This window comes from Flavitalea plasmicola (assembly GCF_030546645.1).
In the GTDB taxonomy this organism is placed as follows: domain Bacteria; phylum Bacteroidota; class Bacteroidia; order Chitinophagales; family Chitinophagaceae; genus Puia.
In genome coordinates this window covers 19,567-32,621 of sequence record NZ_JAUOTO010000010.1, presented here as the reverse complement: position 1 = coordinate 32,621, position 13,055 = coordinate 19,567, and the positions used below count along the sequence as shown (strand labels likewise).

The window sequence follows — 13,055 nt, the reverse complement described above, 5'->3', positions numbered from 1 at the left end:
TACCGTTATCCGGCTGTCGGCTATGAACAACTATTCCGGGGCGGCAAGTTGCCCGATCTTTACGAACCGGTAGCCACGCACCTTCAGCTCCTTTATCAGCGCGGGCAGATGATCATAGAACTTATCCCTGCGCCGCGGATCGACGCCGGCGTGCGACAACAGGATAAACCCGTTGAGGCCGGCGGGAGTACTTATCTCATATTGCAGGATAGATTGAAAGATGCTGTCGCTGGAAAGATAGGACACGCCCATCTCCGGGTAGGTGTAATCCGCATTGCTGCGGGTGCCCGGAGTGAAATTCACCAGGTGCAGGCCGGCCTGTGCCGTCCAGGCCGCGATGGAATCGTTGTACCATTCATAAGGAGGCAGGAACCAGGCGGCTGTCCTTTTGTCGATATTGAATTTTTTCAGTTCACTATATGACGCCGCCAGGTCTTCATCAAATGCGCGATGGGTCACCAGCAGGCTGTCCCGCCGGGACCAATCGTTATACAGCAGGTGCCTGTCCGAATGAGATCCCAGATAATTGTCCTGCTGCTGCAGCCGACGTATCACCTGTCTGTTGGCAGGGTCCCGGAGAAAATTGCCCGTGAAGAAAAAAGAAGCATGGACTTTTTCTTTGTCCAGCGTGCGGGCAATGGAGGCCACTCCGTCGCCGAAGCTATCGGCTGTAAAGACCAGGGCGATCAATTTCCGGCGAGGGTCGCCCCTGACGATGGCGCCGTGGCTGGTGACCAGTATCTTCCCATTCTCCGTCTGTTCCGCCTCGCGCTGGCGGGCCGCCAGGAGGTAGACCAGGGATGCGCTGCCGTCGGTGGTGGGCTCATTGGTGCTGTAATCGCCCGCGTCATCATGGTAGACTGCTGTGGCGGATTGGAAGGCGGCAAAGCGGTCCGGCTGGTAAAGCCGGAGCCCGCGCAGGTGGTCGTAAATGGACCCAGATACCGGTCCGTCGACCATGCCGCCATCCAGCGGGTAATGATACAGGTAAGACAGGGAAGAATGAGGGTGCTGCGGGCTGTCGCCCGTGGCTGGCAGGCCATACACCATGGATCTGCCCCAGGGATTGCAGCCGAAGATCCAGTCGAAGCAGGCTTGTTCCAGACCCGCGAATTGCCTGTCGCCGGACAGCTGCCTGTACAGATAACATTGGATGGCGAAGGAGACGGTGAGGTTGTTGGAGCACCAGATAAAGGGAACGCCCCGGAAAAAAGCATTTTGCCGGGCCTTGCGCCAGACCCTTTCGATGCCGTCGCGGTAATAGGTTGCCAGGATGGTTTTATCGGTACGGCTTTCCGGGAGGGCTTTGTCAGCATTCGTGGTAGCATTTGCCAGCTCGTAGTGTCCGAAATTGTGAAAGGGATACCATTGATAGTGACGGGCGGTGTCGGCGCCCATCCAGGGGGTGACTTTCTCCTGCGTGCTGAAGCGGACAGACTGACGGTAGTAGGCACTATCGCCAGTGAGGCGGAACAGGGCGGCAGCCGCCAGCTCCATATCATCCGTCCAGTTCTCTTCCTCGTAGAAATAAGGTTCGCGGTTGGGGGCCGTCTGGCAGACGCCGGGCTGCGCCAGACCCATGCGGTAGGCGGTGAAGGCTTTGTTCCGCAGCCGGCGGGCATAAGCCGTGTCCCGGCCACGGTGTAGCCAGGCGCCCAGGGCGAAGGCGCTGGCAAACTTGCCGGCGATGTTGGCGACCCCGTCACTGCGATTCTGGTATTTCCCCAGGCCCTGTGGCTTGCCGGTGGCAAAGTAGACGGGGCGGCCCATGCCGGGTCCGACGCCGTAGTCCACGGAATCTTTTGTAGGCAGCCTGAATCCGTGGTGGTCACGGTCGTCGGCCAGCTGGTGAAAAAGCCAGCCGTCACGGGGATGCATCTTTTCCAGCCATTGAAGCCCCCAGTCGGCTTCGTCCAGCACGTCCGGCAGGCCGTTGCGACCATCGCGGCCATTGGCCAGATAAGCATCCGCGAAGACTTCGGGGAAATCGCGATAAGCGGCCAGCAGGTGGTAAGTGGCATTGGCGGAGGTGGTGACGTACTGCAAATAATCCGTTGCGTCGTGCCAGCCCCCTGCTACGTCGATGCGGGTGGTGTCCGGCATGGGGCCATACATGGTATAACCGTCATGGCTATGGCAGGAATCCTGCAGGAAAGGATTGTAGCCGCTGCGTTGCTGTCGCAGGTAGCGGAGGATAAAGTCCGCGGAGCCTGCATAGATGTCGGCGGCGATGCGAAAGACGGGAGAAAGGGCTTTGCCGCAACGGAGGAAGAAAGTTCCTTCCCGGCGGAAGACGGAAAAATCCAGCCGGCGGCTGTGTGTAAAAGGGCCGTATGCACCGAAGTCCTTGTCCGAGGCCCCCTTGTAAACGACTTTCAGGGATTTCGCGTCCACCAGTTCGAAGGTGGAGGAGGGAAGGCCGTCGGAGGTGGACGGAGGGAGGTGGTCGGAGGTGGACGGAGGAAGGTGGTCGGAAGTGGATGGAGGAAGATGGTCAGAGGTGGATGGACGCAGGGGGTCCAGGGAGGCGTAGACGGCGACCTTGATGCCTCCGGGCGTATAGCCCAGCAGGTTAATACGGATCCAGGCGGTGGTGTCGGATGGGATGTTGCCGGAGCGGGTGTAGTCGGACGTGGTGTTACCAGACTGAGTATTACCGGGCCGGATGTTACCGGACAGGATGCCGTCCAATTGAGCGCTGCCGGCTGTCGATATAGCCAGCAGCGCCAGGAATGTCATTAATTTTTTAAGCATCATCATCAGGCTGTGATTAGCATGCCGTTCATCGGGCGGCGGTTAAAACACCGGATCCACCGGCGTATTTGGATTACCGTTACGTTCAACATAAGGGAAGGGCAGGTAGCTGCGCTTCCTTTCGCTGTCGGGGCGACCAAAGCGTTTTTCGTCAGCCAGCTTCAGCCCGGACATGAAGAGCTCGATGCACCTGTTCCGGTAGATCTGCGTAAGGAGGTCGTCCTTCGACAGCGGACCTGCAATGGCCGGCAGTGCTGCGCCTACTTTATACAGGTCGGCGGAAGGCTGCTTGGTCACCACCCCGTTCAGCTGGTCCAGGCCGTTGGTCAGGTCATCCTGTCGGGTATAGGCTTCTGCTTTGATGAGCATGATCTCCCCGGGCAGATAGATGGGCCGGCCTGCCAGCAAAGCCGTGTCAAAGCCGGCGATGCGGAATCGGGGGCTGCTTTTGACGGCAATATAGAAAGGTTCCCTTTTATCGGCGGCATCCGGCGTCAGTCCGGCGGGAAGTCCCATGGCGGAATCCACCGGCTGGAAGATATTATTGGTAGAGGCGGCCAGTGAAAAGATGGGGTTGGGAAAGGTGGCGCTGTAGTTGAATACGGATCTGACAGACAGGTTTACTTTCCCGGCGGCATCCAGGGCAGTAGCGTTATCACCCGCCAGCAGGGCATAGCGGGCCTTCAGTGCATACAGCGTATTGGTGATATCGATGCCTGCGGGGACGGAGGAGAGGAAATTGGCGGTGACCGGATTGGCGGCGATGGCAGCCAGGGCCTTGTCCAGGACGGCGACCGCCTTCGTATACGCTTCGGCGCTGGTGATGAAATGTACATTGGCGCCCGTGGTATCCGGCACATGATCATAGAACATGGCCATATCGCCCAATGCCAGCGCCTTGAAGATGGAGGCATAGGCCACCAGGCCGCTGGCATAGCCGGGAACGGTCACAACATCCAGGTTGTTCATGATATTGTCTGCATCGAAAATGATCTTGTTGGACACTGTCCAGATGCCTGTCACCATACCATTGGTATTGGGGATGGCATTACCGCCCGTACCCAGTTGGGCTTCATCGGTATTGCCGGGATTGACCACATAGATCTCTCCTGTCAGCAGACCGCTGGCCGTCACCCGGGTGTACACCAGGCCGGTCCTGGCGGAGGTATACCACTGCTGCAAGCCGATGGCCACGCTGGTCAGCGCCTTCACGTTGTTGAGCACGGCGCCTTTGGGTGCGGCGCCTTCCGGAGCATAGTCTTTCTTACAGGCCACGCCGCCCATGACGAAGAGGAGGGCCAGCAGCCGGAGCGTATTTCGATTGAGCTGTTGTTGCATACTATAATAATTTAGCTGGGTTAGAATTTAGCGTGAATGGAAACAGTGTAGGTCCTGGGAGCGGGAACGGCGCCGAAATCAATGCCGCGCAGGATGGTGCTCTGGCCTGCCGCGTTCACTTCCGGGTCGTAGCCCTTGTAATGGTCCCAGCTGACGAGGTTCCTGCCACCGAGGCTGAAGGAGAGATCGTTAAAGCATTTGAATTTTCCCAGGGAATAGCTGAGGCTCACCTCCCGCAGCTTGACAAAGGAGCCATCGTCGATCCGCCATTCCAGGATGTTGTAGACGCCGGCGATATAGCCGCGGGGTAATTTCCCGAGATCTTCCTGTTCGGCCACCTTGCCATTATCCACCCCCTGGCGGGTGCGGAAATCGGCATTGAATACATTGCCGCCATGTACGTCATCCAGCTGAACATGCAAGGCAAGCCTGTCATAGGAGAAGTCGGAAGTGAGGGTGGCCGTGTATTTGGGATTGGGGTCGCCAATGACCTTTTGCAGCGTGGTGGGTCCGGAGGGCAGGCCGGCCGCATCGCGGCCAGGCGTATACGTGAGCGTACTGTTCTGGACGCCCAGTTCCGCCCTGGGAATGCCCAATTGATTCTTCAACAGCGAACCGTCTGTGTTCCTGGCGAAGAAGCTGCCATAGAAGACACCGATGGGCTGGCCCTGGATGATGGCCACTGGGGCGCCACCATTGGTGGAATAAATAACGGCGGACTTGCCCGTATTCAATGCCTTGTTCTTATTATGGTTGTAGATCGCTGTCAGATCCCAGCTGAAATGCTGTGTCTTTACGGGGGTCAGGTTCAGCACCACTTCATAACCCGTGTTCTGTAAGGAGCCGATGTTGTCCAGCAGGCTGGAATAGCCGTTGGTGGGAGCAATCTGCTGGATGAGGACCAGGTCGCTCACCTTTTTATGATAGTAATTGAAGGAAACGCCTACCCTATTGTTCAGGAAAGCGAGATCCGTGCCTATCTCCAATTCCTGCTGACGTTCCGGCTTCACTGCAGTATCGCTGAGCCGGGTGGAACCTTCAAACGAGGAGGTACCCAGGAAAGAAGCGGGCGTATAGGTGTTGAACCGGTCATAGGCGCCGATGCCCGTCAGGTTGCCGGACTCGCCGTAAGCCGCACGTACCTTGAACAGGTCCCACCATTTGGACACGCTGAATTTGCTCCAGTAGTCCGTACCGGACAATACATAGCTACCGCTGAGTTTCTTATAGACCTGGTTGCGCTGGTCCTTCCCAAAGACGGAGGACCCGTCCACGCGAATAGCCCCGGTGACGAAGAGCTGGTTGCGATACTTGAAGTTCTGCTGCAGATATTGGCCCCAGATGGAAAATTCACTCCTGGCATCCGAGCCCTGCAAAATGGTGCTCGCTCCGTCCACCGTCTGGATAATGGGCGCCAGACCCCTGCCCTGGGACAGCAGGTAACGGTCTTTCTGGTATTGCAGGGAATAACCTACCTGGGTCACCGAAGAGAGATCATCGGTGAGCTTCCAGTTATAGGTAAGGTTCAGGTCATGATTCAGCTGCAGAAAGGTATAATTGGCTGCACTGGCATAGCCATTCTGCGTCGCGTCCAGGTTGGGGCCGCCGCCATAAAAACCCGAGCTGACATTATAGGCATAAGGAGGGATAAACGTGTTGCCCGTCTGGCTATAGTTGTCGATCCCCAGGTGATAGTCCACCGTCAGGTTTTTGACGGGTGTCAGCTTCAGCCCTGCGCCGGTGATGATACGGCTGGTCTGTTCCTGCTGCCTGAAATCTTCGATCACGGAGACGGGATTGACGCGGCCCCGCTCTCCCACCGCCTTCAGGTTGCCGAAAGCATCCCTTTGCCAGATATTGTAATAGTTACCGATGATGGTCACCGCGTTCATGGGCGAGAAAAAAGTGTTGCCATCCGGCTTTTCATTGGACTTGCTGTAGATATAGTTGGCGGTGACATTGAAGGTGGCCCATTTGCTCAGCTCCTGGTCCAGGTTGGCCCGGAAACTATAGCGGGAAAAATCGGTGTGACGGACGATGCCGCCGTTGTAGAAATAGGAGCCGGAGACATAATATTTCGTCTTATCCCTTCCGCCACTGACGGAAATATTGTTGTCCGTGCCCAGCGCGGTGCGGAAAATATAATCCTGGTAGTTATAGCGGCTCACGGGGGTCGTGGAGGTAAGTGCCGGCGTCAGGATCGTTTGTGTTATCGAGTCGGGCGAGCCGCCGAATTTCACGGGCGCCTTGTTCACCTCCAGCTTCTTCCGAAGCTGGTTCATATTCACACTGGTAGAGAAATTCACCTGGGGAACGCCGGAGCTGCCTTTCTTCGTAAAGATCTGGATGACGCCCGCATTGGCACGGGAGCCGTAGATGGCGGCGGCGGCGGCGCCATTGAGGACTTCTATGCGTTCGATATCGGCAGGGTTGATATCCGACATCCTGTTCTGCCCCACGGTGCCAACGAAGTTACTGCCCGAATATTCGGGGGAGGCATTGGTCACCCGGGTAGTGGCATTGCTGACGATGACGCCGTCCACGATATAGAGGGGTTCGCCGGAGGACAGGCTGCTGATCCCCCTGAGCCTGACGGACATACCACCGGCCGGATCGCCGGAGTTCTGGGAGATCTGGGCGCCGGCCGTCTTGCCCTGCAACGCCGACAGGACGTTGGCAGTGGAGCCTTTGGTCAGTTCGTCCGCCTTGACCGTGCTGATGTAGCTGCCCAGCTGCCGGCGGGTGGTACCCTGGGAAGTACCCGTGACCACTACTTCATCCAGCTTCGACACGTTTTCTTCCAGCTGGGCGTCAACCGTGTAGGCCGCCGCCGAGCCAACGACCAGGGGTTTTTCCATTGTTTTATAACCTACCCCCGAGAAGACGAGGGTGTAATTGCCCGGCTTGATATTGGCGGTCAGGACATAGCTGCCGTCTGCGCCAGTGGTCGTGCCGCCGGGAGAGCCTGACCTGAGCCTGACGGTGAGAGAAGCGACCGGTTTGGCCTGCGCGTCGGTGACGGTGCCCGTGATCTTCACCTGCGCCCGGAGGCTGAGCGCCGACAAATGTAGCAGCAGGAGACAAATGATGAATGGCCACCTTGGATGGCTGATAAGCTGGGTTTTCTGCATAATTAGTTATTTGGATGTTTAATTTACGTTGGTTTACGCAAAAAACCGCTAAAAAACGCAAAAATGGGAAATAAAGCGGGCATGCTACCGCGGATCCAGGCAACTAAACCGCCCAAAGCAGCGTATGTCCTTACAAGAGGTGTACTACAAAATATACTATCTTCATAAACTTAAAATCGGCCATTAATTATGAACGTGAGTAAAAATGTTCTTGCAGGGTTATTGCTGCTTGCTTCATCGTCAACATTCGCACAGGCAACCGTAACGGACCAGTTTAAAGCTATCGGGACCGTTCAGCAGGCGCAGGCATGGATGGATGCTAACAAAACGCTGAAGCCCGCCTTGCTCCATCTGTCCGCAGGGAAGGATACCAGCCTGATCGACAAACGGTTGCTAAGGCAAAACAAAGGTGATATCTTTTCGGTGGGTTATGTGACCTATAAGGTCCTGGAGCATACGGAGACTGTCAAATACCGCGCAAACTATATCTTTTTGGACGGCGGGTCATTATCCGTCTCCCAGATCGACAGCCTTAAAAAGCTCATCACGCAAAAGGCCGCTGCCGGCACTCCTTTCGATCAGCTGTCCGACCAGTATACCATGGATGGCAATACCACGCACGGTGACACGGGTTGGTTCTTCGGGGAGGAGATGATGCCGAAGGAGTTCCAGGATGCCGTGGCCGCTCATAAAAAAGACGAGATCTTCTTTGTGGACGTGTCGGAAAAGCAATGGCATTACATCGTCAAGAAGACGTATGACGATGACGACAAAAAAGACATTACGGTGTTGAAGGCGAATGGGCGATAGGTCATGTCGCGACCTTTCCTCTTATAATATCCAGGATCCCTTCATTGACTATGATCATCATGCCATGCCTGTCGCTGGATATGCCTTCCTGTAGCCGGAAGGTATACCGGGGGATGCCTTTCTCCAGGATCGTGGGGAAATAGACGAACTTCATATTGGCGTGCTGCTCCTGGAGGGTCTGTCCCGCCTCGGTGATATGGGTGGAGACGATGAATGCGCTGTTCCTGTTCTCTGCAAAGGCGGCAGTGACAGCCACCGTTGCATCATAGGCGTCCTTAACATTGGTGCCTTTGAACAGCTCGTCGAAGATGATCACCAGGTTCCTGCCCTGGCCCACTTCTTCGGCCACCTCCTTTACCCGGAGCACTTCCGCATAAAAATGACTGTATCCTTTATCCAGGTTGTCCGGGACATTGATAGAGGTGTACATTCCGTCCTGGACGGAGAACGCCATGCCTTCCGCCGCGACGGGAAATCCCATGTGCGCCAGGTAGACGGCAATACCCACCGACTTCATCAAAGTGGATTTGCCCGCCATATTGGCCCCCGTCAGGAAGATCATGTTGCTTCCATGATCCAGGCGGACGTTGTTGGAGACGGCTCCGTTCAATCGGGGATGAAAAACACGGGTGATGTCGATCCGGTTCTCGCCCTCCACGAATGGCGTCGCCCAGGCATAGGCAAATTTACGTTCCCGCGCCACCCGGGAGACGGCGATGTATACGTCTGTCTCGTACAGGATCTGCAACACCCGCCGGAGCGCCTGCTGGTGAACGGTGCGTAACAGGTGGTGATATTTAATAACTTTTGCCAGGGGCAGCTTTGCAGTTGCCTGCTCTGCGAGCAATTGCCGCAGGCTGGCATGGTTGAAGATCTGTTTCACCTCCTGGATGGTCTCGCGGTAAGGGTATTGGAACAAGTGCGATCCAAGCTGCGTAAAAAAATCGTTCACCGCGTGCATGAACCCGATCAGCGACCGTATGCCGTCATGGATCGTGTCATATTCCTTACCGGACGCAATGACACGCAGTATTTTCTTCCGCACGATCGTCAGCGTGGCGCCAGCCATGCTATTGCTGCCGGCGCTGCCGAGGTACTGTTCCGCCTCTTCGCATTGCTCCCTGCTGACGGGGAATTCGATCTCCCTTTCCTGAAAATATTGCAATATACCGCTCCGGGCATTGATCGCCTCTGCATCGGAAAGGGGATGATGGAACATGGATTCCAGCAATTGTCCCCCACCCCGGGATCGTGTATGGTCAAATAAATTGAAGATAGAATCTCCCTTATACTTACCGGGTATATTCAGGTCGTCCAGCGTCTGTTTATCCACCTTAAAAGCCATATCAAACTAATTTTAGATGATGCCGGCGGCCTTTGATAATATCAATGATCCGTTCGTTATTGATGATCATCATGCCATGCCGGTCATTCGTAATACCAGGTGTTAACTGATAAGTATAGCCGGGGATATTGCCTTTCATCACGGTGGGGAAATAGACAAAATTGATATTGTCACATTTTTCCCGTAATGTCTCTCCGGCCTCGATAATGTGTGTAGAAATGATAAATATGCAATTCCGCTTTTCGGCAAAGGCCTCCGTCACGGCTACGGTCGCATCGTAAGCGTCCTTCACGTTGGTGCCGCGGAACAGTTCGTCAAAAATGACGAACAGGTCCTCCGTGCGGCTTACCTGTTCGGCTACTTTTTTAAGACGCAGCACTTCCGCATAAAAATGACTGTACCCCATGTTGAGGTTATCGGCAAGGTTGATGGTGGTGAACATGCCGCTGCGCACGGAGAACGCCATGCTTCCCGCCGGCACCGGGAAGCCCATGTGCGCCAGGAACATGACAACGCCCAGCGTCTTCATAAAAGTCGATTTGCCCGCCATATTGGCCCCGGTGAGGAAGATCACATTGCTGCTGCGATCCACCTGCAAACGATTGGACACCGGGTTTGTCAGCAGGGGATGGAACATGCCTTCTATGGACAGGGTGTTCTCTCCTGTCTCCAAAGCATGGGCAAAGGCGAAGCCACGGGCCGCCGCCACCCGGGCGACGGCAATATATACATCTATATGATAGATGTAATACAGCAGCTTTTTCATCTTGTCCCTGGCCACGAACCGCAATGTCTGGTCGTACTCCGCCGCCCTGGCATAAGCCAGCTTCCTGCTCCCTTTTTCCTCATACATCCAGGCAAATTGTTCGTCTGCCAGCAGCGTTTGCATTTCCCTGGCCTCCAGCCTGTAAGCCCGGGTAGTATGTTCCGTGTCTATTGTCCTCAGGAAATCGTGCAGGCCGTTGAAAATTTCAATAGCAGCGACGATCCCTTTATGCAGCATCTCATATTCGGTGTCCGCCCCCACGTAGCCACGCAGCTTTCGCTTCAGCGTATCCTCCTCGGCCGCGATCCGGGTCCGCTGATCCGTGTTCTCCAGATAATGCTCGATGGCATCGAAGGCCTCGTTCCCGAAAGGGAAAGCGACGTTCTTTTCCTGGAAGTATTGAATGATCTCGCTCCGCTGATGGATCTTCTGCCTGTCTGCCAGGGGATACAGGAACATCTCCTCCAGCACTTGCGCTCCTCCCCTGGTCTGTGTCTTATTGAACAGGCTGTAGATCGCGTCTCCCCGGCGCTTGCCTATAATATTCAGGTCATCCAAAGTCTGCTTATCAATGATAAAAGCCATGATCCGGGTTTTAGTATTATCTTCCTCTTCTCCTGATCCAAAGCACGATGGCGCATAAGGCCAGCAAACCAGGGAACGCCCACATCAACAGGACCTTGGTGGTCGACATACCCGCCTTGTCCAGGGAGATCTTACCGTCCTTAGAGTCGGGTCTGCGTACGTCGATGGGCACTTCATTATCCGACATCCAGTAGAATGCGCCCGTTATAACGGAATAATTCGCCGCCGGCAGCCCCTTCCTGCTGATGCTGATCTCCCCGTTGCTGATGCAGTCCGCGTCGCCCAGGACCATGATCTTCTGAACCTTGTTCCCTACTTTCCGGGAAAGAGCCAACCCTGTCGGATAAGACTTTTGCACTTCGCCGGCAGCCGGGTTCAGCTTCGCTGTATCGTCGATGAAATCCTTCGTCTCCATTTCATTCCAGGCCGCCGAGTCGGACATGAACAGCGGCGTGACGTCAAATCCTTTATCTGTCGTATATTCCAGGCCCACGGCGGTGGGCATCGTCACCACTCTTTTGGCTTTGTACATCTGACCATAAATATAGATCAGGTCCCCGGCCTCCTTTGTGGGCTTTGAAACAATAAAATCCGCCAGGGAAGTCTCGCTGGGCGTCACCAGCATGCCCGGGACAAAACGTACGCCCAGCGGTTCGATCAGCTCGTCCATGGCGTGCTGCCGCCGGGCCTCCCCTGCTATCAGGAGATCTCCTCCCCTGGCTATATATTTGTCTAAGTTGGCCTTTTCAGCAACCGACAATCCATTCTTCATATCCGCGACCACCATGATATTGACATCCCCGGGCACTTCCTTTTCCAGGCTGACATCCGCCACATCAAAGCCCTGGTTGATCAATGCGTAGCGGAACGGCTTGTCCTGGGCAAAGCGATTGTAGTTCCTGTCTCCTTCCTTATGGTTATCCCGCTCTCCATGACCGCGCAGGAACCCGACCTTTGGAAGATGCATGGCCAATCGCTTCAGCGCGGCGGTGATCTCCGTCTCCCCCGGCAGGATCATCTGGTCGTCAAACACGCGCAGGAAGGTCTGTTCTCCACTCGCCCTTTTGATCGAACGAACAAATTGGTTGCCCTCCGGTGACAGGTCGATCTCTTTCCTTATCTCTTCCGGCGACCTGACCATCTTTTCTTTCATGTTATAGATATCGATGATCTTCTCCATGCGTTGTTTGTCCGTCAAACGGGGATAGCGTTTTTCCAGCCCCGGGTTATTCAGCGTGTCGTAGTAATACACATATTTCAGCTTTGTTTCCGGCTTGAACCGGACGTATTGCTTGAACCGGTACAGGTCATAATTGACAGCGCTGGGAAGGGCGATCCATAAATTCTTATCGTCCAGCATATTCGTGTAGGTGGTGATCGTCAGGTCGCCTTTTAACTGGCTGATGACCTTCTGGCTGTTGGGAGTCAGGGTATTGGCTTTAGTGGAGGTCGCATCGTAGTATCCCATCAGCATAGGACGGGACGTGGCATAGCCCAGCAACATCGTCACACTGACCACTGCCGCATATTTCCATAAGGATGCCGTCCAGCGGCTCTTCTGCCGGGCCGCCTGCAGGCGGATGGACGCCAGCGTCAGGAACAGGGCCACCACGATGATGAAATAAAGAAAGTCTTCGCTCCCGAGGAGGCCGAAGAGGAAGGTGCCTGCGCGGCCGGACATGGACAACCAAAATGTAAGGTCCCTTACAAATTCAATATCCTGCCAGAGACTCCCAACATAATTCAACAAAGCCAGGATGGCCAGCGTGCACATGGCAGCCACTACCTGGTAGGCCGTCAGGCTGGACATGAACAAACCGATGGCCGCATAGGCACAGATCAGCAGGTAAATGCCCAGGACGCCTACCAATATTGCTTTCAATTCGAAATCAGGGACCAACCACCACGATATTGCCACATATACCAGCAAAATGGCGATCAGGATCAGGGCATAGATCATCATCGACAGGTACTTGCCGAGAATGATCTGGGTATTCGTCACGGGGGAGGAATACAGCAATTTGATCGAGCCGCTGGCAAACTCCCGGCTCATCAACCCCATTGTCAACAAAGGAATATACAGGTACAGGTAACCCAGTACGTTGGTAAGCGTTCCATTCTGCTGATTGGCAAACACATCCATGGAAACACCGTTCAGCTTATATCCCTGGGCAAAGTACTGTACCCAACCTTCCATCGAAGTGGAGTATCCCATGCTCACCTGGAAAGTAAAAATGATGATGATCAACCAGGCCACTGGTGAATAAAACAAGGTTTGTAGTTCCGCTCGCGCTATCGTAAATATGGTCTTCATTGTACTTTTCCG

At 55.1% G+C, this 13,055-nt stretch carries 7 protein-coding genes; 1 reads left to right on the top strand and 6 read right to left on the bottom strand.

Going from position 1 to position 13,055, the window contains the following annotated elements:
- Nucleotides 1–30 precede the first annotated feature (30 nt).
- The 3 genes from Q4E93_RS31245 to Q4E93_RS31235 are packed head-to-tail and all read right to left on the bottom strand — an operon-like array spanning nucleotide 31 to nucleotide 7,223.
- On the bottom strand, nucleotides 31–2,760 hold the full coding sequence (locus tag Q4E93_RS31245; protein WP_303591876.1) for a bifunctional glycoside hydrolase family 9 protein/polysaccharide deacetylase: 2,730 nt from the start codon (nucleotides 2,758–2,760) through the stop codon (nucleotides 31–33).
- Between the two features lie 36 nt (nucleotides 2,761–2,796).
- Nucleotides 2,797–4,092, bottom strand: a complete 1,296-nt coding sequence (locus Q4E93_RS31240) for a RagB/SusD family nutrient uptake outer membrane protein (RefSeq protein ID WP_303591875.1) — start codon at nucleotides 4,090–4,092, stop codon at nucleotides 2,797–2,799.
- 20 nt (nucleotides 4,093–4,112) lie between these two features.
- The gene (locus Q4E93_RS31235; protein ID WP_303591874.1) at nucleotides 4,113–7,223 is read right to left on the bottom strand and encodes a SusC/RagA family TonB-linked outer membrane protein; all 3,111 of its coding nucleotides are present in this window, start codon (nucleotides 7,221–7,223) and stop codon (nucleotides 4,113–4,115) included.
- Nucleotides 7,224–7,412: 189 nt separating this feature from the next.
- Here Q4E93_RS31235 and Q4E93_RS31230 point away from each other — a divergent pair, with 189 nt between their 5' ends.
- The gene (locus tag Q4E93_RS31230) at nucleotides 7,413–8,033 is read left to right on the top strand and encodes a peptidylprolyl isomerase (protein ID WP_303591873.1); all 621 of its coding nucleotides are present in this window, start codon (nucleotides 7,413–7,415) and stop codon (nucleotides 8,031–8,033) included.
- 1 nt (nucleotide 8,034) lies between these two features.
- On the opposite strand, the gene Q4E93_RS31225 is transcribed toward Q4E93_RS31230, so the two are convergent.
- From Q4E93_RS31225 to Q4E93_RS31215, 3 genes are read right to left on the bottom strand one after another with little or no spacing between them, the layout of a single operon-like run.
- Nucleotides 8,035–9,378: a MutS-related protein gene (locus Q4E93_RS31225; RefSeq protein ID WP_303591872.1), complete on the bottom strand. Its 1,344-nt coding sequence runs from the start codon at nucleotides 9,376–9,378 to the stop codon at nucleotides 8,035–8,037.
- Nucleotide 9,379: 1 nt separating this feature from the next.
- A complete protein-coding gene (locus Q4E93_RS31220) occupies nucleotides 9,380–10,729 on the bottom strand; it encodes a MutS-related protein (protein WP_303591871.1) in 1,350 nt (449 codons plus the stop codon).
- Between the two features lie 16 nt (nucleotides 10,730–10,745).
- Complete coding sequence (locus tag Q4E93_RS31215; protein ID WP_303591870.1) at nucleotides 10,746–13,043, bottom strand: Gldg family protein; 2,298 nt, start codon at nucleotides 13,041–13,043, stop codon at nucleotides 10,746–10,748.
- Nucleotides 13,044–13,055 lie beyond the last annotated feature (12 nt).

Bases quoted from the DNA above. Each gene is read 5' to 3' on its own strand.
- Q4E93_RS31215 (WP_303591870.1), bottom strand. From the start codon at position 13,043: ATGAAGACCATATTTACGATAGCGCGAGCGGAACTACAAACCTTGTTT.
- Q4E93_RS31230 (WP_303591873.1), top strand. From the start codon at position 7,413: ATGAACGTGAGTAAAAATGTTCTTGCAGGGTTATTGCTGCTTGCTTCA.
- Q4E93_RS31240 (WP_303591875.1), bottom strand. From the start codon at position 4,092: ATGCAACAACAGCTCAATCGAAATACGCTCCGGCTGCTGGCCCTCCTC.
- Q4E93_RS31220 (WP_303591871.1), bottom strand. From the start codon at position 10,729: ATGGCTTTTATCATTGATAAGCAGACTTTGGATGACCTGAATATTATA.
- Q4E93_RS31245 (WP_303591876.1), bottom strand. From the start codon at position 2,760: ATGATGATGCTTAAAAAATTAATGACATTCCTGGCGCTGCTGGCTATA.
- Q4E93_RS31225 (WP_303591872.1), bottom strand. From the start codon at position 9,378: ATGGCTTTTAAGGTGGATAAACAGACGCTGGACGACCTGAATATACCC.
- Q4E93_RS31235 (WP_303591874.1), bottom strand. From the start codon at position 7,223: ATGCAGAAAACCCAGCTTATCAGCCATCCAAGGTGGCCATTCATCATT.